At 59.5% G+C, this 22,814-nt stretch carries 26 protein-coding genes and 1 pseudogene; 15 read left to right on the plus strand and 12 right to left on the minus strand.

Annotated features, from left to right (window positions below):
* The first annotated feature begins 108 nt into the window (after positions 1-108).
* The 3 genes and pseudogenes from ACIPZC_RS16160 (at position 109) to ACIPZC_RS16170 (ending at position 1,277) form a co-directional block, all read left to right on the plus strand.
* Positions 109-435: a hypothetical protein gene (locus ACIPZC_RS16160; RefSeq protein ID WP_400628075.1), complete on the plus strand. Its 327-nt coding sequence runs from the start codon at positions 109-111 to the stop codon at positions 433-435.
* Between the two features lie 76 nt (positions 436-511).
* Positions 512-602 (plus strand): annotated as a pseudogene (locus tag ACIPZC_RS16165) (IS5/IS1182 family transposase); the annotation flags it as partial.
* A 204-nt stretch (positions 603-806) separates the two neighbouring features.
* A complete protein-coding gene (locus ACIPZC_RS16170; protein ID WP_400628077.1) occupies positions 807-1,277 on the plus strand; it encodes a hypothetical protein in 471 nt (156 codons plus the stop codon).
* On the opposite strand, the gene ACIPZC_RS16175 is transcribed toward ACIPZC_RS16170, so the two are convergent.
* Positions 1,278-2,183 carry a polyprenyl synthetase family protein gene (locus ACIPZC_RS16175; protein ID WP_400628079.1) on the minus strand — a complete coding sequence of 302 codons (906 nt, stop codon included), beginning with the start codon at positions 2,181-2,183 and terminating at the stop codon, positions 1,278-1,280.
* A 203-nt stretch (positions 2,184-2,386) separates the two neighbouring features.
* Here ACIPZC_RS16175 and fni point away from each other — a divergent pair, with 203 nt between their 5' ends.
* From fni to ACIPZC_RS16200, 5 genes are read left to right on the plus strand one after another with little or no spacing between them, the layout of a single operon-like run.
* Positions 2,387-3,442 (plus strand): type 2 isopentenyl-diphosphate Delta-isomerase, encoded by a 1,056-nt coding sequence (gene fni / locus ACIPZC_RS16180; protein WP_400628081.1) that lies wholly within the window; start codon positions 2,387-2,389, stop codon positions 3,440-3,442.
* A complete protein-coding gene (locus ACIPZC_RS16185) occupies positions 3,439-4,713 on the plus strand; it encodes a glycosyltransferase (RefSeq protein ID WP_400628083.1) in 1,275 nt (424 codons plus the stop codon). The genes fni and ACIPZC_RS16185 overlap by 4 nt, the downstream gene beginning before the upstream one ends.
* On the plus strand, positions 4,710-5,876 hold the full coding sequence (crtY, locus tag ACIPZC_RS16190) for a lycopene beta-cyclase CrtY (RefSeq protein WP_400628085.1): 1,167 nt from the start codon (positions 4,710-4,712) through the stop codon (positions 5,874-5,876). Before ACIPZC_RS16185 ends, crtY begins: the two co-directional genes overlap by 4 nt.
* Positions 5,873-7,363 (plus strand): phytoene desaturase, encoded by a 1,491-nt coding sequence (locus tag ACIPZC_RS16195; protein ID WP_400628087.1) that lies wholly within the window; start codon positions 5,873-5,875, stop codon positions 7,361-7,363. The genes crtY and ACIPZC_RS16195 overlap by 4 nt, the downstream gene beginning before the upstream one ends.
* On the plus strand, positions 7,360-8,355 hold the full coding sequence (locus tag ACIPZC_RS16200; RefSeq protein WP_400628089.1) for a phytoene/squalene synthase family protein: 996 nt from the start codon (positions 7,360-7,362) through the stop codon (positions 8,353-8,355). The genes ACIPZC_RS16195 and ACIPZC_RS16200 overlap by 4 nt, the downstream gene beginning before the upstream one ends.
* Here the strand turns inward: ACIPZC_RS16200 and ACIPZC_RS16205 are convergent.
* From ACIPZC_RS16205 to ACIPZC_RS16230, 6 genes are all read right to left on the minus strand, one after another.
* Entirely contained in the window at positions 8,243-8,779 is a 537-nt protein-coding gene (locus tag ACIPZC_RS16205; RefSeq protein WP_400628091.1) for a sterol desaturase family protein, read from the minus strand. The two genes, ACIPZC_RS16200 and ACIPZC_RS16205, sit on opposite strands and share 113 nt — an antisense overlap.
* A gap of 325 nt (positions 8,780-9,104) precedes the next feature.
* Complete coding sequence (locus ACIPZC_RS16210; protein ID WP_400628093.1) at positions 9,105-10,307, minus strand: zinc-dependent alcohol dehydrogenase; 1,203 nt, start codon at positions 10,305-10,307, stop codon at positions 9,105-9,107.
* Positions 10,308-11,413: 1,106 nt separating this feature from the next.
* Positions 11,414-11,590, minus strand: a complete 177-nt coding sequence (locus ACIPZC_RS16215; protein ID WP_400628095.1) for a hypothetical protein — start codon at positions 11,588-11,590, stop codon at positions 11,414-11,416.
* A 536-nt stretch (positions 11,591-12,126) separates the two neighbouring features.
* A complete protein-coding gene (catA, locus tag ACIPZC_RS16220; protein ID WP_400628097.1) occupies positions 12,127-13,062 on the minus strand; it encodes a catechol 1,2-dioxygenase in 936 nt (311 codons plus the stop codon).
* Between the two features lie 52 nt (positions 13,063-13,114).
* Positions 13,115-13,405 carry a muconolactone Delta-isomerase gene (catC, locus tag ACIPZC_RS16225; RefSeq protein ID WP_014756783.1) on the minus strand — a complete coding sequence of 97 codons (291 nt, stop codon included), beginning with the start codon at positions 13,403-13,405 and terminating at the stop codon, positions 13,115-13,117.
* 23 nt (positions 13,406-13,428) lie between these two features.
* Positions 13,429-14,550, minus strand: a complete 1,122-nt coding sequence (locus tag ACIPZC_RS16230; protein ID WP_267815933.1) for a muconate cycloisomerase family protein — start codon at positions 14,548-14,550, stop codon at positions 13,429-13,431.
* Positions 14,551-14,698: 148 nt separating this feature from the next.
* Here ACIPZC_RS16230 and ACIPZC_RS16235 point away from each other — a divergent pair, with 148 nt between their 5' ends.
* Together ACIPZC_RS16235 and ACIPZC_RS16240 are read left to right on the plus strand one after the other, a co-directional pair.
* Positions 14,699-15,571: a LysR family transcriptional regulator gene (locus tag ACIPZC_RS16235; RefSeq protein WP_400628100.1), complete on the plus strand. Its 873-nt coding sequence runs from the start codon at positions 14,699-14,701 to the stop codon at positions 15,569-15,571.
* Positions 15,572-15,757: 186 nt separating this feature from the next.
* On the plus strand, positions 15,758-15,928 hold the full coding sequence (locus tag ACIPZC_RS16240; RefSeq protein ID WP_400628102.1) for a hypothetical protein: 171 nt from the start codon (positions 15,758-15,760) through the stop codon (positions 15,926-15,928).
* Positions 15,929-15,963: 35 nt separating this feature from the next.
* On the opposite strand, the gene ACIPZC_RS16245 is transcribed toward ACIPZC_RS16240, so the two are convergent.
* From ACIPZC_RS16245 to ACIPZC_RS16255, 3 genes are all read right to left on the minus strand, one after another.
* The gene (locus tag ACIPZC_RS16245) at positions 15,964-16,233 is read right to left on the minus strand and encodes a DUF6555 family protein (RefSeq protein WP_241803414.1); all 270 of its coding nucleotides are present in this window, start codon (positions 16,231-16,233) and stop codon (positions 15,964-15,966) included.
* Positions 16,234-16,498: 265 nt separating this feature from the next.
* Positions 16,499-16,711: a general stress protein gene (locus tag ACIPZC_RS16250; protein WP_046786214.1), complete on the minus strand. Its 213-nt coding sequence runs from the start codon at positions 16,709-16,711 to the stop codon at positions 16,499-16,501.
* 171 nt (positions 16,712-16,882) lie between these two features.
* Positions 16,883-17,434 (minus strand): ATP-dependent Clp protease proteolytic subunit, encoded by a 552-nt coding sequence (locus ACIPZC_RS16255; protein WP_400628105.1) that lies wholly within the window; start codon positions 17,432-17,434, stop codon positions 16,883-16,885.
* 208 nt (positions 17,435-17,642) lie between these two features.
* Between ACIPZC_RS16255 and ACIPZC_RS16260 the strand changes: the two genes are divergently transcribed.
* Genes ACIPZC_RS16260 through ACIPZC_RS16280 form a run of 5 tightly spaced genes read left to right on the plus strand, consistent with a single transcriptional unit; the run spans position 17,643 to position 21,958 of the window.
* Positions 17,643-18,560 carry a DUF72 domain-containing protein gene (locus ACIPZC_RS16260; protein WP_400628107.1) on the plus strand — a complete coding sequence of 306 codons (918 nt, stop codon included), beginning with the start codon at positions 17,643-17,645 and terminating at the stop codon, positions 18,558-18,560.
* Entirely contained in the window at positions 18,557-19,342 is a 786-nt protein-coding gene (locus ACIPZC_RS16265; protein ID WP_400628109.1) for an endonuclease/exonuclease/phosphatase family protein, read from the plus strand. The genes ACIPZC_RS16260 and ACIPZC_RS16265 overlap by 4 nt, the downstream gene beginning before the upstream one ends.
* Positions 19,339-20,541 (plus strand): cardiolipin synthase ClsB, encoded by a 1,203-nt coding sequence (gene clsB / locus ACIPZC_RS16270; protein WP_400628111.1) that lies wholly within the window; start codon positions 19,339-19,341, stop codon positions 20,539-20,541. Before ACIPZC_RS16265 ends, clsB begins: the two co-directional genes overlap by 4 nt.
* Positions 20,541-21,500 carry a lysylphosphatidylglycerol synthase domain-containing protein gene (locus ACIPZC_RS16275; protein ID WP_400628113.1) on the plus strand — a complete coding sequence of 320 codons (960 nt, stop codon included), beginning with the start codon at positions 20,541-20,543 and terminating at the stop codon, positions 21,498-21,500. Before clsB ends, ACIPZC_RS16275 begins: the two co-directional genes overlap by 1 nt.
* 29 nt (positions 21,501-21,529) lie before the next feature.
* Positions 21,530-21,958, plus strand: coding sequence for a hypothetical protein (locus ACIPZC_RS16280; protein WP_400628115.1), 429 nt, complete (start codon positions 21,530-21,532; stop codon positions 21,956-21,958).
* 83 nt (positions 21,959-22,041) lie between these two features.
* Here ACIPZC_RS16280 and ACIPZC_RS16285 read toward each other — a convergent pair whose 3' ends face one another.
* Together ACIPZC_RS16285 and ACIPZC_RS16290 are read right to left on the minus strand one after the other, a co-directional pair.
* Positions 22,042-22,272 carry a metallothionein gene (locus ACIPZC_RS16285; protein WP_400628117.1) on the minus strand — a complete coding sequence of 77 codons (231 nt, stop codon included), beginning with the start codon at positions 22,270-22,272 and terminating at the stop codon, positions 22,042-22,044.
* Positions 22,273-22,274: 2 nt separating this feature from the next.
* Positions 22,275-22,727, minus strand: a complete 453-nt coding sequence (locus ACIPZC_RS16290; protein WP_349975358.1) for a phosphotransferase system, HPr-related protein — start codon at positions 22,725-22,727, stop codon at positions 22,275-22,277.
* Positions 22,728-22,814: the final 87 nt, after the last annotated feature.

A 22,814-nucleotide genomic window follows, 5' to 3' on the forward strand; every position in this document is an offset into this window, starting at 1 on the left:
GGCTGATGGAAGGTCCCTGGTAGGGGAGACTTCAACCTATGTCCCTCTGGCATGCAGCCAATGCGTCATCTTTGGTGTCCTTGGTGTATCACTCAAGAGATCTGCGTTATGCATCCAACGACACCAGACAGACGCTATTTTGCTGTCAAAGGTCAGCTCTGGCGCTGCACGAACCCGTCACTTAGTGAATGCGAGCGGCAACGCCTTGTGCATGACCTGATGGATGCTCGACGAGATGTCAAAAGGGCCAAGCGCGCTGACGATTCGAAAATGCTCAAAACTGCGCGTGCGCGAGTGAATACCGCCAAAGTGGGACTGGGCGAGCGGGGGCCTGTTTGGTGGGACGACGACAGTCCCGACTACAATCGTTGTCGGGTGGAACATACGCCCTACGCTGATTGGTACGACGCTTTGGATGCCACTAAGGCTGAGTAATGTACGTCGAAATGACTTGGCCGGGGGCGACCTCGACTGAGCGACCCACTGATCTCGACTGAGCGACCCACTGATTGAGCAAGGCTTGATTGATCTGCAAACCTGGATGATCGACTCAACCGCAGTACGCGCAACCCGAGCGTCTTCTGGCGCCGGTAAAAAACGGAGAGTGACGAGCCTGCCGAGATGCCTGGGGCATCGTGAGGCGAACCTTCGAGAAAGACTTTTCTGCAGCTCAACTGCTAAAGCTCTATCGCTTAACCAAGTGATTACGGGCACTCACTTGAAACGTTGCGCGATTCCTATTTATCTCGATCGTCTTCAATTTGCTGTAAAGTAAAAGTCCTTCTGGCTTACCAAGGTCTTGATCGATGCGCCATCTTGTTTTGCTCGCAGGGGCTCTGCTGAGTTTCAGTGCTTTGGCCGACAGCGCGATTATTGAGCCTGTCAAGAAGTGGACATTGCTGGATCAGAACGATAAAGCCTACACCCTCGATGACGATGCTCAGGTGCTGCTGGTGGCACGAAGCATGGCGGCGGCTAAATTGGTGAACTCGGCAATTGAAGATGAGCCTGCAGGCTATCTGGAGTCACGTCGTGTGATTTATGTCGCAGACATCGAAAAGATGCCATCGGTGATCAAGCTAGTGGCCGTGCCTGCTATGCGTTCCGCCAAATACCGAATCTTGTTGGACCGCGACGGCCGAGTCGCCAGTGCCTATAAAGGCGATCGTGAGTCCGTTCAATGGTTGGCCTTACAGGGCGGCGCCGTTGTGCAAGAGCAGCGGTATACAGACAGCGAGGCGCTCAAAGAGGCCATTGCTCAGCGTTCGCAGCGGTGATCAGCTGGTCACCGCCGCTTTCTTGAACATCGAGGCAATGAAGCCTGCGATCACGTCAGCATCAACGAATACAGTGCGCAGTTCTATTTCGGCATTGGAAAGATGCATTTGCAGATTCGCTTGCAGCTCTTGTTCACCGTAGATCGACAGGAATGTCGACTTACCGCGGTCTTTGTTCGAGTCCTTGCCGGTATCACAGCGGACGTCACATAGGTCGTCGTACATCTGAAACGCCTGGCCTAGCTCCATGGCGAATCGTTGCAAGCTTGAACGAGTGCTTTCATCGCTGTCACTGATAAGCCAGGCCATGTCCACAATGGCACCGAACAAGACCCCTGTCTTGAGGTTATTGGTGATGGCAATGTCTTCGGGGCTCCGGGGTTGCTGACCGTCCCTCAAATCCTGAAACTGGCCACGCACCAGGCCTTGCATGCCTACAGCATTTGAAGCCAGTTCGACCAGTTCGCTCCTGATCGCAGGTGGCACTTCACGGGTAGCCGCGATGATACCGAAGGCGCGGCTCAGCAGTGCTACCGCAGTTAGAATTGCGACATCCTCGCCAAATTTCAAATGCACCGTGGGCCGGCCTCGCCTAAGCGAGGCGTTGTCCATGCACGGCATATCGTCGAGCACCAGTGAGGCGGCGTGGATCAGCTCCACTGCGCAGCCCAGGTCAAGGGCTGCCGAGCCCTCGTGGCCCAGGCCACTTGCAATGAGCATTAGCAACATGGGGCGCATTCGCTTACCCGGAGCCAGCGTCGATTCGCGCATGGCGAGCGCGACGAGATCACGTTCGTTACCTGTGTCGGGCAGTAACTCATCCAGGCGTTGTTCGATCGAAACCCGTATCTGCGAAAGGCGGTCAGTGGAGCCGAGGTCGGAAAAAGCTACGAGGGCGGTGGTCATCGTGATGTATGCCTCTGCTGTGGCCAAATTAGTCGAATGTTTTTTTGATCTGCCACACTGGAATTCGGGGAACGACTCAACCCCGCAGCTGCCTCAGTCTCAATCAATCTTGTACAAAACCAGCGCCGCTGCCAATGTTGTATAAGTTTTATTCGTAGAAGACCACGCTGGGTACGAAATGATTCAAGCAACCGGAGCTTGATATGAGCGACAGCGAATTGAGTAAACGCAAGGACGACCACCTCGACATTGTGCTGAGTAGGCGCACAGATCCACGTGGCATGGGCACCGGTTTCGATGCGTTGCAATTGGAGCACTGTGCTTTGCCAGAGCTGAATCTGGACGCCATCGATCTGGGTAGTGCGCTGGTCGGGAGATCGCTTCGGGCGCCGATAATGATCAGTTCCATGACCGGGGGGGCAGCCCGCTCGACTGCGATCAATCGCCACCTGGCCGAGGCTGCACAGGCACTGGGGATCGCCATGGGGGTGGGTTCGCAGCGCGTTGCTCTGAGAAGTGGCAATGACCAAGGTCTGACGCGAGGTCTGCGCCAACTGGCCCCGGATATACCTTTGCTCGGCAATATCGGCGCTGCGCAACTGCTGGAAAAAGACGGCCTCGACCTGGCGCACCGGTGTATCGAAACGCTGCAAGCCGACGCGCTGATCATTCATCTCAACCCTTTGCAGGAAGCGGTTCAGCCTGAGGGTGATAGGAACTGGTGCGGGGTTCTGGAGGCTATTACCCGCACGGTGGCAGCGGTAGGTGTACCGGTTGTTGTCAAAGAGGTCGGCGCCGGGATATCGGCGCCGGTCGCATTAGCCCTCAGCGAAGCTGGCGTACAAGTCATTGATGTTGCGGGCATGGGCGGCACGAGCTGGGCGGCGGTCGAAGCAGCTCGGGCGGTGCGTCCGCTGGATCGTCGCGTAGCTGAAGCTTTCAGTGGCTGGGGTATACCGACTGCCATCAGCCTGCAGCGCATCAGACGTGCGCTGCCACAGATACCCTTGATTGCTTCGGGCGGGATTCGAGATGGCGTCGATGCAGCCAAAGCCATTTGCCTGGGCGCCGATGTGATCGGTCAAGCGGCGGGTGTTCTCCACGAGGCGACTCAGTCGACGTCGGCGGTCGTCGAGCATTTCGAGATGCTCATCCGGCAGCTGCGCATAGCTTGCTTCTGCACGGGCTCGGCCAACCTGGCAGCGTTGCGCAGCGTGCACGTGCTGCCATCCGGCCCCACTGCGTCGGTTTTCCCATGAGCCGTTTCGGCGTGGTCGCACCGGCGTTCTATAGCCATTTTCAGGCTTTTCAGGCACTGGCATCGGAGTTGATAGACCGCGGGCACGGTGTCACTTTCTTTCAGCAGGTCGATGCGCGTCGCTGGCTGACTGATCCACGCATCGGTTTCGTCGCAGTGGGTAGTGACAGTCATCCCCTTGGCAGCCTTGACCGGTCATTGCAGCGTGCTGCAACGTCCAATCACCCGCTGCGCCTGCGCGGCGTAATCCGTGATTTATGCGCCAACACTGGGATGCTGTGCCAAGCCTTGCCGCCAGCGCTGAACCAAGCCGGGGTCGATGTGGTGCTGTGCGACCAGATGGAAGCGGCTGGCGGCCTGGTGGCCGAAGCGTTGGGTATGCCGTTCTTGTCCGTGGCCTGCGCACTCCCGGTCAACCGCGAGCCTGGCATTCCGTTGGCGGTCATGCCGTTCGCGTACGGGGAAGATGAGCGCCAGCGACGGCTTTATGAAGGCAGCCAGCGTGTATATGACTGGCTGATGCGCCCTTTGCGCGATGTGATTCGCCAGGCTTGTCGGCGGTTCGGCATTGAGCCGCGCGATGGCCTGCACCAGTGCCTGTCATCTTATGCCCAGATTAGCCAGACGATCACCGGGTTCGATCTTCCTCGCCAGCAGTTACCTGCGCATTACCATGCGGTGGGCCCGTTGCGAGCGCCGTTCTCTGGCGGGGTAGGGCAGTGGCCGATCGACCCAGGGCGCCCCTTTGTGTTTGCCAGTCTCGGTACGTTGCAAGGTGATCGCGTGGGTATGTTTCACCAGATAGCCAAGGCTTGCGCACGGCTTGACGCTCAGCTGCTGATCGCCCACTGCGCAAAACTCGGCCCGGCTCAGGAAGAGCGCCTGCGCAGGGCCGGGGCGACTTGGGTAACCAGCTACGCGCCGCAGCAATGGGTGCTCGACCACGCCCATGTCGTGGTGACTCACGGCGGCCTGAACACGGTCATGGATGCGATCAAGGCGCGGACCCCCGCATTGGTGATGCCCATTGGCTTCGATCAGCCCGGTGTGGCAGCGCGGGTCGTGCACGCGGGTATCGGGTTGCAGGTCAACCGACGGGCGAGGGCGAGCACCATCCATGATGCGCTGAAGCGGCTGCTGGAGCATCCGGTTGAACGGCTGCAGCGGCTGGCGGCTGAATTGGAGCGAGCGGGGGGCACGCCGCGGGCTGCCGATATCGTTGAAAGGGTTGCCCGAACCGGCTGCGCTGTACTTGGGGGGCCTGCCCAATGACTTACGACCTGATTCTGGCCGGTGGCGGGTTGGCCAACGGCCTGATCGCCTGGCGACTGAAGCAGCTGCGGCCCGCATGGCGTGTGCTGTGCATCGAAGCGCAGAAGCTTATCGGCGGCAATCACACGTGGTCGTTCCATGACGGTGACCTGACACCCGAGCAACATGACTGGCTAGCCCCGTTGGTGGTCAAGCGCTGGCCGTGCTATGACGTGCATTTCCCAGCCCGCTCGCGCCGCCTGAACTCGGGGTACGCTAGCATCACCTCTGAGCGATTTGCCGAGGTGATCGGCGCCGAGCTGGGTGACGACCTGCGCGTAGGCCAACGTATCATCGACCTGACCCCCACGTCGGTAACGTTGGCGAACGGCGAGCGCGTGCAGGCGCGTGCTGTCATCGATGGTCGAGGTGCTCGGGCTAGCGCGCGGATGGTGCTGGGGCAGCAGGCATTTGTGGGGCAACTGTTGAGATTGCAGGCGCCCCATGGCTTAGTCGCGCCAATCATCATGGACGCGCGGGTGGCACAAGGGCAGGGGTACCGGTTCGTTTACGTCCTGCCCTTCAGCCCAGACACCGTGCTGATCGAAGATACCCACTATGTAGATCGACATACCTTGTCGCCCGACCAATTGCGTGCGCACATCGCCGAATATGCCGAGGCGCAAGGTTGGGCGGTGCAGGCATGTCTGCGCGAAGAAACCGGCGTGTTGCCGATCACCTTGGCGGGAGATTTCGAGGGCTTCTGGAGCGAAGCCCAGGGGCACCCGCTTTCCGGACTGCGCGCAGGCTTGTTCCATTGCACCACGGGCTATTCGCTGCCCCATGCCGTGCGCCTGGCCGACTGGGTCGCGCAACAGCACGAGCTTGACGCAAGCGTCCTGGCTGCCGGCATACGATCGATCGCCTATAAGATCTGGCGGAGCCAGCGTTTCTACCGCCTGCTCAACCGGATGCTGTTCCTGGCCGGGCGGCCCGAGCACCGGTGGCAGGTCATGCAGCGTTTCTACGGCCTCTCCGACGGTTTGATCTGCCGCTTTTATGCAGGCCAAAACAGCTTTTCCGACAAGCTGCGGGTGCTGTCGGGCAAACCACCGGTGCCGCTCGGCGAAGCCGTGCGCGCGATGCTCCGGTATCACCCCAGACACTATGGAATTCGAGAATGACCGACGCAAAGAAAGCCATCGTGATTGGTGCCGGGTTCGGCGGGCTGGCCTTGGCCATCCGGCTTCAGGCCGCTGGGGTGCAGACGACCCTGCTGGAAAAACGCGACAAGCCGGGCGGCCGCGCTTATGTCTATCACGAGCAAGGATTCACGTTCGACGCCGGCCCGACTGTGATCACCGACCCGACAGCGATCGAGGCTCTGTTCACACTGGCGGGGCGCTCGATGGCCGATTACGTGGAACTGCTGCCGGTAGCGCCGTTTTATCGGCTGTGCTGGGAAGATGGTACGCAGTTCGACTACGCCAACGATCAGGCCGCGCTCGACCGCCAGATCGCACAATTCAACGCAGCCGATGTCGCTGGCTATCAGCGTTTTCTGGCCTATTCCAAGGCGGTGTTTCGTGAAGGGTACCTGAAGCTGGGCGCTGTGCCGTTTCTGTCGTTTCGCGATATGGTCGCCGCAGGCCCGCAACTGGCGCGGCTGCAGGCTTGGCGCAGCGTGTATGCCAAAGTCTCGGCGTTTATCGAGGACGACAAGCTGCGCCAGGCATTTTCGTTCCATTCCTTGCTGGTGGGGGGCAACCCCTTCGCCACCTCCTCGATCTACACCCTCATTCATGCGCTCGAGCGCGAGTGGGGGGTGTGGTTTCCCAGAGGAGGAACCGGCGCGCTGGTGAACGCTTTGGTGAAGCTGTTCGAAGATCTTGGCGGCTGCCTGCAGCTCAATGCCGATGTCGCCCATATTACTACCGCGGGCCGGCGTGCCACTGGAGTGCGCCTAGTGGATGGGCGGCACTATGAGGCTGACAGCGTGGCGTCCAATGCGGATGTGGTGCACACTTACAGCCAGCTGTTAAGTGGGCATCGCAGAGGCGTGCAGGAAAGCGCTCGGCTCAAACGCAAGCGCTTCAGCAATTCGCTGTTCGTCATTCATTTTGGGCTAAAGCGACCGCAACCTCAGTTGCAACACCATACAGTGTGCTTTGGGCCGCGTTATCGGGCGCTTATTCAGGACATTTTCCAGGGGCAGGCGTTGGCCGACGACTTTTCCCTGTACTTGCACGCCCCTTGTGTCACCGACCCCAGCCTCGCCCCCCAAGGCTGCTCCAGCCACTATGTGCTGTCACCGGTACCACACTTGGGCAATGCCCCGATTGACTGGAAAGTCGAAGGCCCGCGTTACCGGGAGCGTATTTTCGACTACCTCGAACAGCACTACATCCCCGGGCTGCGCAAGGACTTGGTGACCTGCCGGATCTTCACCCCCGCCGACTTCGAAAGTGAGCTCAACGCGCACCTTGGGTCGGCATTTTCCCTCGAACCGATCCTCACCCAAAGTGCTTGGTTCCGGCCACACAACCGCGATGCGATGCTCACTAACCTTTATTTGGCCGGTGCCGGCACGCACCCAGGCGCGGGGGTTCCGGGTGTGATAGGGTCGGCGCGAGCCACCGCTGGGCTGATGCTGGAGGACATGCAGGGATGATGACAGTTGAAGGCAGTGACCAGACCCTGTTCGACCATGCGAACCGCAGCATTGCCGTAGGCTCGAAGAGCTTCGCCGCCGCCGCGCGGCTGTTCGACCCCGCCACCCGGCGCAGCGCGGTCATGCTCTATGCCTGGTGCCGGTATTGCGACGATGTGATCGACGGGCAGGTAGCAGGCCATGCTGCTACCTCTGTAGGGCAGGATGAAGTCGAGCGGCGCTTGGCCAGCCTATTTGCACAAACCTATTCGGTATATGCCGGGCGGCCGGTGCAAACGCCCGCATTCGCGGCTTTCCGCGAAGTGGTGCGCCGTCATTGCATTCCTGAGCCGTACGCCTTGGCGCATCTTTCCGGTTTCGCGATGGATGCCCAGAACCGACACTATCACCGCATCGAAGACACATTGGATTACTGCTACCACGTTGCGGGTGTGGTTGGTCTGATGATGGCGCGTGTCATGAGGGTGAGCGACGAAAAGACCCTCGACCGGGCGTGCGATCTGGGCATGGGGTTCCAATTGACCAATATCGCCCGGGACATCATCGAAGACGCAGGCGTTGGCCGATGCTATCTGCCCCAAGAATGGCTGCAAGCGATGTCGATTCCAGAGCACGACATTGCCAACCCTAGGTACCGGGATGCTGTGGCCATACTGGCTCAGCGACTGATCTACATGGCAGAGCCATTCTACATCAGCGCCCAGGCAGGGTTGACGGCGTTGCCATGGCGCTCGGCCTGGGCGGTGGCAACGGCTGGCGGCGTGTACCGGGCGATCGGGTTGAAGGTCAGACAGCGGGGCAGCCGGGCATGGGACGAGCGGGTCTCTACGTCGAAGCTGGAAAAGGTCTGGCACATTGTTGCGGGGCTATGGCGCACCGTCATGTCCCGTGGCCGTCGCTGGCCTGACCGCGCTGCTGGCTTGTGGCAGCGCCCTCATCACGTCTGGCCAACGGCCCACCGTGCAAAGCACGAAGCTGGGCGCGAAGTTTAGAAACCGATGGTGCGTACAGAAAGCCGAACGCCACGCACCCCTCCTTTCCGGCAACGGCATGGTGCAGCAGGTGCGCCTGGTAAAGGCGCTTGAGGTAGCCGTGCCGGGGGATAAATCGCAATGGCCATCGCTTGTGTACCAGCCCATCATGGGCCAGGAAGTACAGCAGTCCATACGCGGTCACGCCGGCACCGATCCACTCCAGCGGGTGTACGCCTAGATTGCCGAGGGCGATCAGCGCGACGGCGAAACCCGCGAACACGACGGCAAACAGGTCGTTCTTCTCGAACCGCCCAGTTCTAGGCTCATGGTGCGAACGATGCCAGCCCCAGCCCCATCCATGCATCACGTACTTGTGGGCGACGAACGCCAATCCCTCCATGCCAATCAAAGCCATCAAGAACACCAGTGCGTTGACAATCATGCGAAGTACCTTGGTAAGCAAGCTTTTAAGACCCGTGTCACCGGTGGATGTTCGAGTTCGATCATATCTCAAGATGAGATTGCGATCTGGATGGGGGGTGTACGACGTTGTTTTCGGACGCTGCTAAGGCCTTGCTGCTGTTGCGCCAAGTCGCAGGGCAGTAGTCGCCACTGCCGGCCAGCAGTTTCCACCCAACGCCTGGCCCCAGTCGTCTTGAGAAACTCATCCTAGGCCACTAAAGCTGCGCTTTCGAACCTTTGAGGCATTGACGACCGCGATCCAGAAGTACATACCAAGGGCGTTCATAGGTTTGTGCTCCGATGGCTTACACGTAATCACTCCCTAACGTTCCAGCGGCCGCTCCTGGAACGAGGATCACTTTCCGGCAGTTATCCTGTTTTTGATCGAACATTTTGTAGCCCATGGCAGCCTCTTCCAGGGCGAGGCGGTGAGTCACGATCAGTTCCGGTTCCAGGCGCCCGGCTTCTATGTGTTCGAGCAGTTCCGGGAGGTATTTCTGCACATGGGTCTGGCCCATCTTGAACGTCAGCCCCTTGTCGAACGCATCGCCAAACATGAAGGCGTGAATGAAGCCGGCATAGACGCCGGGCACGCTAACTATGCCGCCACGCCGCACTGCAGCAATGCTTTGGCGCAGGGCCTTGCCGCTGCTGCCTTCCAGTTTCAAGGCCGTCATCACGGTTTCCGTGGTGCTGCCTTTGGCTTCAAACCCGACCGCGTCGATGACCGCGTCCACGCCACGCATACCCGGTGTATGGCGGATGATGCTATCGGCTGGGTCATCATTCTTTTCGAAGTTGATCGGGATAACGCCATAGGCTTGCTGGGCATAGGCCAGCCGGTAATTGTTGTCATCCACCATGAAGATGGTGTGAGCGCCCAGCATCTTTGCGCAGGCGGCACTCAACAGGCCCACTGGCCCCGCGCCATAGATCGCTACCGATGAACCTTCGCCGATCTCGGCATTGATGACCGCTTGCCAAGCGGTGGGAAGGATGTCTGATAGGAACAGCACTTTGTCATCCGCGAGCGAAGTCGGAACTTTGAATGGCCCGACATTGCCTTTGGGCACCCTAACGTAATCGGCCTGGCCTCCAGGGATCCCTCCATACAGATGGCTGTATCCGAACAGCGCCGCGCCTGGTGGTATGCCCTTTTTGTTGATGATCGATCCGCGCCCGGTATTGGTGGTTTCACAGGCAGCGAAGAGATCATGCTGGCAGAAAAAGCAACTTCCACAAGCGATGACAAATGGAATCACCACTCGGTCGCCAACCTTAAGGCTCGTCACGTCCCTGCCAACCTCCTCCACGATGCCCATGAACTCGTGGCCGAAGATGTCGCCTTGCTCTGTTTCCGGGATCTTGCCCCGATAGAGGTGGAGGTCGGATCCGCAGATGGCGGTGGCCGTCACCCTGAGGATGATGTCGTCTGGGTCTTGGAGGATGGGGTCTGGGACAGTATCGACCCGCACATCGTTTGCGCCGTGGTAAGTCAGTGCTCTCATCGTGCTTGCTCCTGCTGCGGTAAATTTACGAGCATATGCAGGGGGGAGCCTGGAGTAGCGCCAAAGTTCAGGCTGACTGGTTCAATGGTCATCGGAGAGCCGTAGCGTCGAACAGCACGGCCTCATCGGCGTGCATTTCATTGAATGCCCCTAAGAAACCTGCATCGCTGCCAGGGAACGACGCTGACGGTACGGACACCGCTAAAGCGCAAAACGTTTACCCGACCGGCAAACTCAACGGAGCCGGTTTCAGTGTTTTTGCTCTAGGTGTGCAAACGGCTAGCGCTTGTGCGGATAAGGGCGAGGGTAGGGTGCCTGGTGCGGGCGTGGCCTACCGAATACTGTATATGCGTACAGTTTTACGTGTGGCCTCGAGAATCTGCCACCTGGATGACCTAATTAACGATGTCGAGCATGGCGGTTGGTCGCGAGACTGGCGGTGGCTCCAGGATGGCCAGGTGGGCTTATCATCGGCGCGGTTTCTGATACTGAAGACTGAACAATCAGATGAGCAGAGCCGTGTTGCAGCTCGATTCTATTGTGCGAACTGGAGGGGAGTTGGCGGCGGTTGGGCTACGAGTCTCACGATTTCAAACTGTGCGTGATCAGGTTCGCCCGTTGGGAGTTTCGCCAGCCACGCATGAACACGGTCTTCCCAGCCGGCTTCGTAGAAGCGCGTGGCAGGCCTTTGGTTCGAGCGCGGGTGCATGAGGTGGTTTTTGTGACGGGCATTTAAATGCCTCCATTTGGCGCATTCGGTTTTAGGGTGCAAGCGACATGTTATGAACCAGTACCAAGATACACTATTTAACATAATATGCATTATGCGCACCCTCGTATGGAGCTACCGGGGCCGTGGGTGGGCAGATTTGGAGCCAGACGCTGGCCTTCATCACACGCGCTGCAGCTCGGGCCTGGACCTCAGCGATGTAATTCACCACAAACTGATCCTGCGAGCCTCGTTGCTTGCAATCGCCAACCACGTTCGCCGACGTCCACCGCAGCAATCTCATCAGCGCCGGATTGGAAAACTTTCAACTAGTCCACTCGTACTGATACCGGCTGTTGGTGACACCTCCCAATAATGTTCGAACGAACCTTCCTGGCTATCCAGGGCCAAGGTCTTGCGAATCGCTGCGGGCATATTTGGGTGGATTATTGCCGATTGACTGCAGGTGCTGGTGAGCCGCTTTGAGTGCTAACACGTCGAGCTTGTGGGTTTCGCCGGACGTAACTCGGTGCTGATCAGGCGCGGAAATAAAGCTTTTCAGCAGGATTTCCATACCGATCGCTGCAGTTACCACCACATCAGGACGTTTCGGGCCTCCACAAGCTCAGTGCTTGACCTATTTATGGGCGCTTTCAAGCATCCAGCCTGGAAAGTGAGTCATTGAATGCTCTCCTTGATGGTGACGGCCGCCGAAGGTAGCCCACCAATTGAGCTACCCGTAGCTCAATTTTGAACGCTATCGTGAAAACGTAAGCGTTAGCGATCACACGTGAGCTACCCCTAGCTCACCAGATCAGCTACCCTGCCCTTATGATATAAATCTAAGGAATAACTACACTAAATATTCATTTAGTTTAGTTATATCAGGACGACCATGATCTACCAGCCCTTGCTACATGCTAATGGTGGTACCGCCTTGATTAATATTAATTAGATCAAGGCGATTTCCCCCTCTATGTCAGACGACTCGTAAGCCTCCCGGGCAGCGCCAACGCCCCTGCCCGGCTATCAACTTCAACTCACAATCGAATCCCTTTGGGCAATGACGAATCCTGGATCTTCGGCCAAAGACCGACACCCCGCTCTGCTTCAAACCTGCAGCGCCCGCGGCCTCAAGCTCCGTTGTTCTTCACCCGTCTCAACCGCAGGCTGCAGTTGGAAGTCAAAGCACAATTCGGCAAAACGCCCTTCCACGCCTCGTTTGGCCGCCAAGCCAGCGTCTTCGATGAACTTCACTTCGCCGACGAGCCCTTCGCGTGTGGCATAGGCAAAGTCATCCCACAGGTACTTATCCCCTGACAGGTTGATTTGCGTCGTCAGATGGCGGTACCCCGGTGCCGAGATGAAGTAGTGGATGTGCGCGGGTCGCTGCCCATGACGCCCGAGCAAGTCAAGGCACTCCTGAGTCGGCCCCTGCGGGTCACACCCATACCCCGAGGGCACGATACTGCGGGCACGGTAACGGCCTTCGGCATCGGTCACGATGCGGCGGCGAAGATTGAACGCCGACTGCGATTTGTCGAAGTACGAGTAGTTGCCTTTGGTATTGGCTTGCCAGAGGTCAACGATTGCCCCGGCAATCGGCTTGCCTTGCAGGTCGACGACTTGGCCCTCGATAAACAACGTGGTGGCAACGCCGTCCTCCGTACCATCATCCATGCGTGCCTCGCCCTCGCACAGCGGAGCCCCGGCAACGTACAAAGGCCCCTCGATGGTACGCGGGGTGCCGCCGGTGTGGCCGGCCTGTGTGTCGCGGGCGTCGTTGAGCAAGTCCAGGAAATGCTCGAGGCCCAGGCCGGCGATCAGCAGCGCGGCCTCTCCACGGCCTCCCAGGCGGTTGAGGTAATCGATGGCGCGCCAGAATTCGTCATCGGTGATCTCGAGGTCTTCGATCAGGCGTGCGCTGTCCTGCAGGATGCGCAGCAGGATCTGCTTGACCCGAGGGCTACCCTGATCGTTATCCAACCCGGCAGCTTGTTTGAAGAACGCCTGCAGGTCGGCGGTTTGGGAAATTTTGACAGTCATGATGGGATCCTCATCTTGTTCTTATGATTCACAGCAGCGAGCGTGGCGACGCTCAGCGATCATCTTCATGAATCGACGAAGGATGACGGCACAGGCCGGTCACTTCGATGTCCATGTAGGGGAACAAAGGCAGTTGCATGAGGGTGTCGTGCAGCGCTTCGACACTGTCCACATCGAATACACTGAAATTGGCGTAGTGGCCGGCGATGCGCCACAGGTGACGCCATTTACCCTCACGCTGCAGGCGCTGGGCCAGTTCCTTTTCATCAGCCTTCAAGCGGGCAGCCACTTGCGGGTCCATGTCCACTGGCAGCTTTACAGTCATCTTTACGTGAAACAGCATTTGCCCAATCTCCTATAAAGGTTTCAAGTACGGCGGAATCTGGCCAGGCGCTCTTCATCGAGCGTCAGCCCCAGGCCCGGCGTGGCAGGAACGTGTAGCTGGAAGTCGCGGTACACGGGCGCCTGGGTCACGATTTCTTCGGTGAGCAGCAGCGGGCCGAACAGCTCTGTGTGCCATTGCAGCTGATCCAGGGTAATGAACGCGTGTGCCGATGCCAGGGTGCCCACAGCCCCTTCCAGCATGGTCCCGCCATACAGCGCAATGCCGGCTGCCTGGGCGATCTGGGCCGTGCGCAGCACCGCGCGGGGGCCGCCATTCTTGGCGATCTTCAGCGCGAAGATGCTGGCAGCACCATCGGCCGCCAGGCTGAAAGCGTCCTCGACACTTTCGATGGATTCGTCCGCCATGATGGGCGCAGGGCTGCGCTGATTCAGGCGCACCTGCCCTCCCCGGTTGATCCGCGAAATCGGCTGTTCGATCAAGTCGATACCGTTTTCACCCAGCACCTGGCAGCCCTTGATGGCCTGCGACTCGCTCCAGTATTGGTTGACGTCGACACGGACGCTGGCGCGGTCGCCCAGGGCTTTCTTGATGGCCACCACATGGGCAAGGTCATGCGCGAGTGCGTTGGCGCCAATCTTGAGTTTGAAGATGCGGTGGCGACGTTGCTCGAGCATACGCTCGGCTTCTTCGATATCCTTGCCGGTGTCACCACTGGCCAGGGTCCACGCCACTTCCAGCGCGTCACGCACCCGGCCGCCCAGCAACTCGCTGACCGGTAGCCCCAGGCGCTTGCCTTGGGCATCGAGCAACGCCGTTTCCACTGCAGAACGGGCGAATGTGTTGCCCTTGATGGCTTTGTCCAGGCGCTGCATTGCCGCATTGATGTTCTCCGCGTCCTGGCCGATCAGTAAAGGCGCGAAGTAGCTGTCCAGGTTGCTTTTGATGCTTTCCGGGCTTTCGTTGCCATAGGCGAGCCCACCAATGGTGGTGGCCTCCCCGATACCCTCGATGCCATCGCTGCACAGCAAGCGAAGAATGACCAAGGTTTGGCCGCGCATGGTGTGCATCGCCAATTTGTGTGGCCGAATGGTCGGCAGGTCGACAATGATCGTCTCAAGTCGCTCGATCCGGGCTGCTGTCATTTCAGGTTCCATCTCGCAAGGTTAGAGGTAAGGGGCGCCACTAAGGCTTCAATACCCATAGGATCTTGTTTCATGTACCGTAGGATCGACCCAGGACATTCATTGTGTCCAATATTGTTTCCATCTCGCACCATACCTAGGGGGTATTGTGGAGCTCAGACATATTCGTTATTTCCAGGCCGTTGCGCAGACCCTGAATTTCACCCGCGCAGCAGAGCGCCTGCATATCGCCCAGCCGCCCCTGAGTCGGCAGATTCAACAATTGGAAGAGCATTTGGGCACCGCATTGCTGGAGCGCAGTCGACCGTTGCAGTTGACCGAAGCCGGCCGCTTTTTTTATGAGCAGAGCGGCACCTTGCTCAAGCAGCTTGAGCAACTGTGTGAAAACACCCGGCGCATAGGCCAAGGTAAACGCCAGTGGCTTGGCATAGGCTTCGCGCCGTCAACCCTGTATGCCGTGCTGCCGGAACTGATTCGAGAACTTCGGCGCGATGCAGACCTGGAACTGGGGCTGCAAGAGATGACCACGTTGCAGCAGATCGAGGCGCTCAAGAGCGGCCGCATCGATATAGGGTTTGGCCGGATTCATTTCGACGACCCGGCTATCCATCAGGAGGTGTTGCGTGAAGACCCACTGGTCGCGGTGTTACCCGTTGGGCACCACTTGATAGGCCAACCGATAACGCTGGAACGTTTGTCGAAGGAACGCTTTGTACTGTACCCAGCGAACCCTCGGCCCAGTTACGCCGACCATGTACTGGCGCTATTCGCCAACCATGGCATGGGCATACAGGTATCCCAATGGGCCAACGAGTTGCAGACCGCCCTGGGTCTGGTGGCGGCAGGGCTTGGCATTACCCTCGTCCCCGCCTCGGTCCAGCAGCAGCACCGCGCCGACTTGACCTACGCACGGCTGGAAGAAAGCCAAGCCGTCTCTCCAATCATCCTCAGTCGCCGAGCCAGTGACATCAGCCCGATCGTTCAGCGTTGCCTGGCAATCATCTCGACCATCAATCAATGAGCATTCAGAAGGCGTCCTGCAGTAACGAGCGGGACAAACACCCTGCCCCACTTGGTAACGCTGGCAAAGTCGGCCGATAACACCGTGCTGCGGTCGTGATCCATCTGTCGGTTTTCCCATTACGCCGGCTGATCATCTGTCGCTCGATCGCACTCCAACGTGCATCTGACGCCAAGGAGAACCGTGATGAACCCACTACTGAAAATGGGGGGCGGTAATGCCCAAGATGACTGGCCTGAACTGGATCCGGACCAGCCTGACGATCGAGTGGACGACCCGGATGCTGACCCGAATCTCACCGATGATGAAGAGCAGCATCCAGGCGTACCAGCAAGCGACCCCGAATCAGGCGCCTGACGCTAGGGAGCGGGCGAGGACCCGCTCCCTTTCCCTCAACTGCTAATTGCAGAGTCACTGACCGGTTGGTTGGGTTTACCCCCAGACAGCCGCCAACTCACTGCGGTAATGCCATAGCGTTCAGCCATGGGTTTACTGACTTTCTTGATTTTTTCGCGGCCGAACTTAGGAATGATGCCAATACCCGCATCACAACTGGCCCAATGCCAGGCTTCGGTATTATCCATCCGCTCCATGCGGATGATGAAACTGCGTGGCTGGCCATGCAGTTGGTAGTCAATGATATACAGCTGGGGATTAGGCATCACGGGGCCCTCCTCTTCTCCATGGATGACTCATTCATTGAGTGATGCCCATCGGGAAAGATTCAAAATAATTGTCCAACAATTTTTCTCCCGCACCACCTCGCAAAGCAGCGGGTTAGATGCATCGCCAGATAGCAGGATTCCCTTGCGGCAGCGCCCTGCTGATCATCGAACCCTAGGCCGCTGCGCGGATGCTTGAGTATCCCTGCGCGGGTGGAGGCCGAGGCCGCTGGTAGTACCGACAGGCCTCGACGACGGCGACCCTTCAATTCGGCTGGCGCCCCCCGCCATGGCTGTTCTGCCCGCCCTTGCGGCCAGCTTGCGAGGCGCGCTCTCTATCGTTGGCAAAGTTGCCACCCGACGCCTGCCCGCCCTTCTGGCCTGCCCGGGAAGCCCGTTCACGGTCATTGGCAAAGTTGCCCGGGTTGGTTTCCTTGGTGCCGCCACGTTGTCCAGTACGCTCTTGATCACGAGCCATGCCGTTTCTCCTTGCGATGGGATGGTGGGACGCATGAATCTCTGCCATGCCCTTTTTCCGAACCGTCGACGCACAGGAATACTCAATTCGATCGTGGGCAGTTGACCGGTGGCACGAAACACCGCCCGGGAAAATATTTGCGTACCAGCCTATTTGCCCGTGCTCCGGGTGTCAGGCATGCACACTCCACTGGGTCACCTGCGAATCGATCGGCAGCTCATCGACGGCATGAATCAGGCCGCTATCGAGTGCCTCCTGAGGGTCCAGTATCCGCGGGTAAGCCATCAGGTAGCGTTGAACGTCCAGCGTTTCGGCACTGCCTGCGGTTCTTTCGGCAACGATCTGGGCATACAGCCGCAAATCGTAGTCCAGGCTCATCGCGTATTCGGCCATACGCGCGTGGTCGACCGCACCGTGTAATGTCCAGTGAAACGGGTGAAACAGGAACTTGCTCATCGCGCAGGCGGTGCGGCGCTCGCCCGCCAGAAACAGGATGTTACCCATCGATTCCACGGTGCCGAGGTTGTGCGTGTGCACAGGTACCGGCAGGGCGCGCAGGAAGTTGTACAAGGTAAACCCATAGCTGCATTCGCCGCCCATCGTAGCGATGTTCAACTGAAGCACATCGCCACCCTGGTGCATCACTTTGGAGCAGGTGCTGATCAGGTTGCCACAGGTGGACGAATTGATCGGGCCGGTGAAGTGAATGATGTGTCGGGCCATGCTTACCTCCAATGTGGGGGTCATTCCCGTAGGGTGAACAGGCCTCCCTTTGCGCCAGCGCAAGGTATTCTTCAGGCCTGGTTTGCGGTGGAAACGTGAGCGGGAGCAAAGTTCCCTGGCGCGGGCCAGATCGCCACTGGTCAACCATCCTGAACCGTTTGCGGTCGCTGCGTGTCGCTAATAATGGGACAGCAATGAGGACCACAGTGTGAGCGAGATCCGCATCGGCATATCCGGATGGCGCTATGGCCCCTGGCGCAAGGACTTCTACCCCAATGGCCTGCGGCAGGATGATGAATTGGCTTTTGCCTCGCGCGCCGTTAACAGCATAGAGATCAACGGGTCGTTCTATAGCCTGCAGACCCCGGAACGTTATGAGCGCTGGCGGGACGATACGCCGGACGACTTCGTCTTTTCAGTCAAAGGGCCCCGCTTTATCACCCACGGCCGACGCCTGAAGGACATCGAACAGCCGCTGGCCAACTTCTTTGCATCTGGCCTTCTATCGCTGGGCGATAAGCTTGGGCCGGTTTTGTGGCAGTTCCCCCCGAACATGAAATTCGACGCCGACCGCTTCGAGCGTTTCCTGGCGCTGTTGCCTCACGACCACCAGGCGGCGAACGCCTTCGCCCGCAACTGTGCAGAACGTTTACAGCACAATGTCGGCAGTGCCATCGACGGCAATACCCGCCTGCGTCACGCGGTGGAAATTCGAAATGAGAGCTTTCTGTGCGAGACGTTCGTGCAGTTGCTGCGCAAGTACCGGGTGGCGCTCGTAGTCGCCGACAGCGCGGGTAAATGGCCTTATGTCGAAGACGTGACCGCTGACTTCGTGTACCTGCGCCTGCATGGCGATGTCGAGCTTTACAGCAGCGGCTACACCGCCCGCGCCTTGCGCCGTTGGAAGCAGCGTATCGAATGCTGGAGCCGCGGCGAGCAGCCGGATGATGCACACCTGATCGTCGATCAGCCACCACCCCGGCGTGCTTCACGGGATGTGTACTGCTACTTCGACAACGACCAGAAGGTGCATGCGCCGTACGATGCACGCCGCCTCCTGGACAAGATGGATCTCAATGGCCACTTGGTGACAGAACCGGGTGTCACACCGCAGGTGGAACTGTGAACAAGACATTGCCTACACCTACCAGCGTCATCGACCGGATCACCACGGTGCATCGTCTCAATGTACTGACGATCAACGTGCACAAAGGCTTCACCGCGCTCAACCGGCGTTTCATCCTGCCCGAATTGCGCGAGGCGGTGCGCGCCACCGATGCCGATCTTGTGTTCCTGCAGGAAGTCCACGGCAGCCATGAGCACCATGCCCTGCGCCATGCCGAGTGGCCCGACACCCCGCAGTACGAATTTCTCGCAGACAGCATGTGGCCGCAGTTCGCCTATGGCCGCAACGCCGTTTACCCGCATGGTGACCATGGCAACGCGCTGCTGTCCAAATTCCCAATCGCCGAGCACCACAACCTCGATGTATCGATCCATGGCAACGAACAGCGCGGCCTGCTGCATTGCCGCCTGGACGTGCCAGGCCACGAGTCGGTTCATGCCGTGTGCGTGCATCTGGGGTTGCGTGAAGCCCACCGGCAGCGCCAGGTCAGCCTGCTGCTCGACTTGCTCGACAGCTTGCCTGCCGACGCACCTGTGATTGTCGCCGGGGACTTCAATGACTGGCGCCTCAAGGCCGATGCCGTGCTCTCGCAACGCCTCGTGGAAGCGTTCGGAGAGCACTTCGGTAGCCCTGCCCGCAGCTTTCCGGCGCGCTTGCCGCTGCTGCGGCTGGACCGTATCTACTTGCGCAATGCCAAACCAAGCAAGGCGCAAGTGCTGTCTCATTATCCCTGGTCACACTTGTCTGACCATGCACCGTTGGCTGCGGAGATCGATCTGTGAACAAACCTTGGGTAGAGGGCAACAGCGTCGAGCTGTTGATCAATGGGGAAGGCTATTACCCGCGTGTGTTCGAAGCGATGGCCCAGGCGCGCGAAGAGATCCTGCTGGAAACGTTCATCATCTTCGACGACAAGGTCGGCCAACAGCTGCAGCAGGTGCTGATCGAGGCGGCGCGCCGCGGCGTACGGGTGGAGCTGGCGGTGGACGGTTACGGCACAGCCGACCTGCCGGATGCGTTCATTGCGGCCATGACAGAAGCAGGTGTGCGGTTTCATGCATTCGACCCGCAACCGCGGGTGGCCGGCATGCGGACCAACTTGTTCCGCCGCCTGCACCGCAAGATCGTCGTTATCGATGGCGAGCTGGCGTTCATTGGCGGGATCAACTACAGCGCCGATCACCTTGGCGATTATGGGCCGATGGCCAAGCAGGATTATGCGGTGCAAGTGCGCGGGCCGGTGGTGGCGCAGCTGCACGCCTCCAGCCGCCAGCTGATGGCCCCGGTGCTTGAACCGCCTAGCCAGGTGCGCCCGCTTACCCAGCCCGCTGGCCAAATCAGCGCTGTGCTGGTCGAACGGGACAACACGCGCCACCGCAGCGATATCGAGGCCTGCTACCTGCAAGCCGTGCGCGCGGCACGTCACCGCATCGTGATTGCCAATGCCTACTTCTTTCCCGGTTACCGCCTGTTGCGTGAATTGCGCAATGCGGCGCGCCGCGGTGTACAGGTCACTCTGATCCTTCAGGGCCAGCCGGACATGCGCTGGGTCCGCGCGCTGTCGCGGCTGCTCTACAACTACCTGCTGCGTGACGGCGTACGCATACACGAGTACTGCCAACGCCCCCTGCATGGCAAAGTCGCGTTGGTGGACGATGAATGGTCGACGGTAGGCTCCAGCAACCTTGATCCGTTGAGCCTTTCGTTCAACCTCGAAGCCAACCTGCTGATACGTGATCGGGCATTCAACCAGCACCTTTACCAACACCTGACCTCGCTCGCCAGCGACCACTGCAAGGCGGTGACGCTGGAGCGCATGATCCGTGGCTACTGGTGGCGGGCGCCGCTGATCTTCATCGGCTTCCACCTCACCCGCTACTTCCCGCGCATTGCCGGCTGGTTCCCGGCACACCGGCAACGCCTGAAATCTGTCCAGCCTGAAGTCCAGGCCCAGGGCGACCTGCACGAGGGCAATACCTGATGAAGCACAAAGACTGGCATATCTGGGGCAAGCGCCTGCTGACCCTGTTGTTCATCGTGCTGATTCCGGCGCTGCTGTACATGCTGGCGCGCAACCTTGACTGGAACGAGGTTCGCCAGTCACTGGTGGACTACAAGCCAAGCACGTTGATTATCGGTTTGGGTCTGGCGGTGTGCAGTTACCTCACATTCGCCAGCTACGACCTGCTGGCACGCGCCTACACGGGCCACCACCTGCCGGCGCGGCAGGTGCTGCCGGTGGCCTTCGTCTGCTATGCCTTCAACCTCAACTTCACGACCTGGGTCGGCGGCGTTGCCTTGCGTTATCGGCTGTATGGGCGGTTGGGCCTGGACACCGGCACCATCACCAAAATCCTGACCCTGGGGCTGCTGACCAACTGGATGGGTTACATGCTGTTGGCCGGCACGGTGTTCGCCTTGCGCCTGGTCAAGTTGCCGGACAGCTGGGCGGTGGGTGTGACCGGGCTGCAGTTGATCGGTTTTCTGCTGCTGGGTGTGGCGCTGGCCTATCTGCTGGCCTGCGGTTTTGCCAAGCGTCGTACATGGCGTGTGCGCGACCATGAAATCACCCTGCCCTCGATGCGCCTGGCGCTGTGCCAAGTGGCGCTGGGTGCCAGCAACTGGGCATTGATGGCCGCACTGATTTACTGGCTGCTGCCCGGTGACCTGTTCTACCCCTCGATACTCGGCATCTTGCTGATCAGCTGCGTGGCTGGCGTTGTCGCCCATATTCCCGCCGGGCTGGGTGTGCTCGAAGCCGTGTTCCTGGCGCTGCTGCACGGCCAACTGGGCCAGGGCAGCCTGGTGGCAGCATTGCTGGGCTACCGTACCCTCTATTACCTGATCCCGCTGCTGCTGGCGGTGATCACCTACCTGGTACTGGAAAAACGCGCCCGCGCCATGCGCCAACGCGGTGAAGCGACCCTACGCAAGACTTGACCACGGGCCCTGAGCCCGGGAGGTGGTACATGCGTTTATCTCTGCTGATGGTGGTGTTGGGCGTCCTGGCCAGCACAGAAGTGCTGGCTGAAGCGTGCGAAGTGATCACGCGGTCCTCCAGCGAAGCGGTCAAGCCCGTTGAGGGACGGACCTGCTACAGCTTCAGCGACATGCCGGCTGAAGCGATCAACTGGTCGTGCAGCAATGAAAGTAAAGAGATGCTCAGCACCGAGAAGCGCAAGGTGCCGCGCTGCGCCGATGGCAGTGTGGGTAGCTGCATCGCACCGTTGACCCAGGAAACCCTCGCCAACCCGAAATCGGCAGGGCGTGACGAGCCCTCCACAAGCCCGGCGCTGCCCAAGGAAGCCCGGGTGATGACGTACTACTACGACACCCCAAGCCTTGGGCAGGCCCGTGCCGATTGCGAGCGTAATAACGGGATCTGGCAAACGCATTGACGGTCGGGCATAGCTGAGCCCCAGCAGCTGGTATGGCCAGCCCTGGGGCGTGTGCTGCAGCCGTTAACTAGCTATTGAAGCCGTCACGGGGAAATCGGGTCGCTGGCTGGGAAAGTTTCGTCCAAGGCATTGTCAACCTTGCTTTCATTGGGCTGAGCCGCTTCACCACATTTGCAATCACTCATGCGGCACGGTTCACCGTTACGGTGCCCGGACGCACAGGCTTCACAGCAGTAGGCCTTTTCGTTCTGCATGCGGGCATTGTCGTCCACCATGCACGAACAGTTCCCACAGGCACATCGTCGCTCATTCATGGTCAGTTCCTCGGCTCGTCATCAACCACTTCATCAGTCCAAGGTTCACCGTCCAGCGGCGCGGACCGTGCCAACTCGGCTTCATCCAGGCCAATGCCACCACCGATCTCCTGCGCATCGACTTCACGCAGGTTCTGGTCTGCCGGGCCTTCGTCATCACCCGGTTCGTAAGGGTCCCGCGCGCCGGTCTCATCCAGCAGGGTACCAGGGCTCAGGTCGTCGTCGGTGACGTTGTCTTCATGCACGCTGTCGGTCAGTGTCTCACCGCCGGTCATGCCGCCTTCAGCGACGCGCCGCGCCGGGAAGTCCTTCGCCACTTCAGCGGCTGGGCGTTCATCCCCTATACGCCCCTCCGGGCGGTCACTGAAGTCCAGCTCGTGCACGCTGCCCATGCGGTCCTCGGTGTCATCGATTTCGCTGGGGGTGTAAGGCTGGCGATCATCGGGTCGGCTCATTTGGGCTCTCCATCAGGGGGTGTGTTCGGTCGACTGCGAGTGGGCCTGGAAAATTCAGAGTTTTTTGCCCGCCCGCGGGCAATCGAT

Source organism: Pseudomonas sp. NPDC089743 (assembly GCF_044748785.1).
GTDB classification, from domain to species: domain Bacteria; phylum Pseudomonadota; class Gammaproteobacteria; order Pseudomonadales; family Pseudomonadaceae; genus Aquipseudomonas; species Aquipseudomonas putida_X.

Bases quoted from the DNA above. Each gene is read 5' to 3' on its own strand.
- ACIPZC_RS16160 (WP_400628075.1), top strand. From the start codon at position 109: ATGCATCCAACGACACCAGACAGACGCTATTTTGCTGTCAAAGGTCAG.
- ACIPZC_RS16170 (WP_400628077.1), top strand. From the start codon at position 807: ATGCGCCATCTTGTTTTGCTCGCAGGGGCTCTGCTGAGTTTCAGTGCT.
- ACIPZC_RS16175 (WP_400628079.1), bottom strand. From the start codon at position 2,183: ATGACCACCGCCCTCGTAGCTTTTTCCGACCTCGGCTCCACTGACCGC.
- fni (WP_400628081.1), top strand. From the start codon at position 2,387: ATGAGCGACAGCGAATTGAGTAAACGCAAGGACGACCACCTCGACATT.
- ACIPZC_RS16185 (WP_400628083.1), top strand. From the start codon at position 3,439: ATGAGCCGTTTCGGCGTGGTCGCACCGGCGTTCTATAGCCATTTTCAG.
- crtY (WP_400628085.1), top strand. From the start codon at position 4,710: ATGACTTACGACCTGATTCTGGCCGGTGGCGGGTTGGCCAACGGCCTG.
- ACIPZC_RS16195 (WP_400628087.1), top strand. From the start codon at position 5,873: ATGACCGACGCAAAGAAAGCCATCGTGATTGGTGCCGGGTTCGGCGGG.
- ACIPZC_RS16200 (WP_400628089.1), top strand. From the start codon at position 7,360: ATGATGACAGTTGAAGGCAGTGACCAGACCCTGTTCGACCATGCGAAC.
- ACIPZC_RS16205 (WP_400628091.1), bottom strand. From the start codon at position 8,779: ATGATTGTCAACGCACTGGTGTTCTTGATGGCTTTGATTGGCATGGAG.
- ACIPZC_RS16210 (WP_400628093.1), bottom strand. From the start codon at position 10,307: ATGAGAGCACTGACTTACCACGGCGCAAACGATGTGCGGGTCGATACT.
- ACIPZC_RS16215 (WP_400628095.1), bottom strand. From the start codon at position 11,590: ATGGAAATCCTGCTGAAAAGCTTTATTTCCGCGCCTGATCAGCACCGA.
- catA (WP_400628097.1), bottom strand. From the start codon at position 13,062: ATGACTGTCAAAATTTCCCAAACCGCCGACCTGCAGGCGTTCTTCAAA.
- catC (WP_014756783.1), bottom strand. From the start codon at position 13,405: ATGCTGTTTCACGTAAAGATGACTGTAAAGCTGCCAGTGGACATGGAC.
- ACIPZC_RS16230 (WP_267815933.1), bottom strand. From the start codon at position 14,550: ATGACAGCAGCCCGGATCGAGCGACTTGAGACGATCATTGTCGACCTG.
- ACIPZC_RS16240 (WP_400628102.1), top strand. From the start codon at position 15,758: ATGAACCCACTACTGAAAATGGGGGGCGGTAATGCCCAAGATGACTGG.
- ACIPZC_RS16245 (WP_241803414.1), bottom strand. From the start codon at position 16,233: ATGCCTAATCCCCAGCTGTATATCATTGACTACCAACTGCATGGCCAG.
- ACIPZC_RS16250 (WP_046786214.1), bottom strand. From the start codon at position 16,711: ATGGCTCGTGATCAAGAGCGTACTGGACAACGTGGCGGCACCAAGGAA.
- ACIPZC_RS16255 (WP_400628105.1), bottom strand. From the start codon at position 17,434: ATGGCCCGACACATCATTCACTTCACCGGCCCGATCAATTCGTCCACC.
- ACIPZC_RS16275 (WP_400628113.1), top strand. From the start codon at position 20,541: ATGAAGCACAAAGACTGGCATATCTGGGGCAAGCGCCTGCTGACCCTG.
- ACIPZC_RS16280 (WP_400628115.1), top strand. From the start codon at position 21,530: ATGCGTTTATCTCTGCTGATGGTGGTGTTGGGCGTCCTGGCCAGCACA.
- ACIPZC_RS16285 (WP_400628117.1), bottom strand. From the start codon at position 22,272: ATGAATGAGCGACGATGTGCCTGTGGGAACTGTTCGTGCATGGTGGAC.
- ACIPZC_RS16290 (WP_349975358.1), bottom strand. From the start codon at position 22,727: ATGAGCCGACCCGATGATCGCCAGCCTTACACCCCCAGCGAAATCGAT.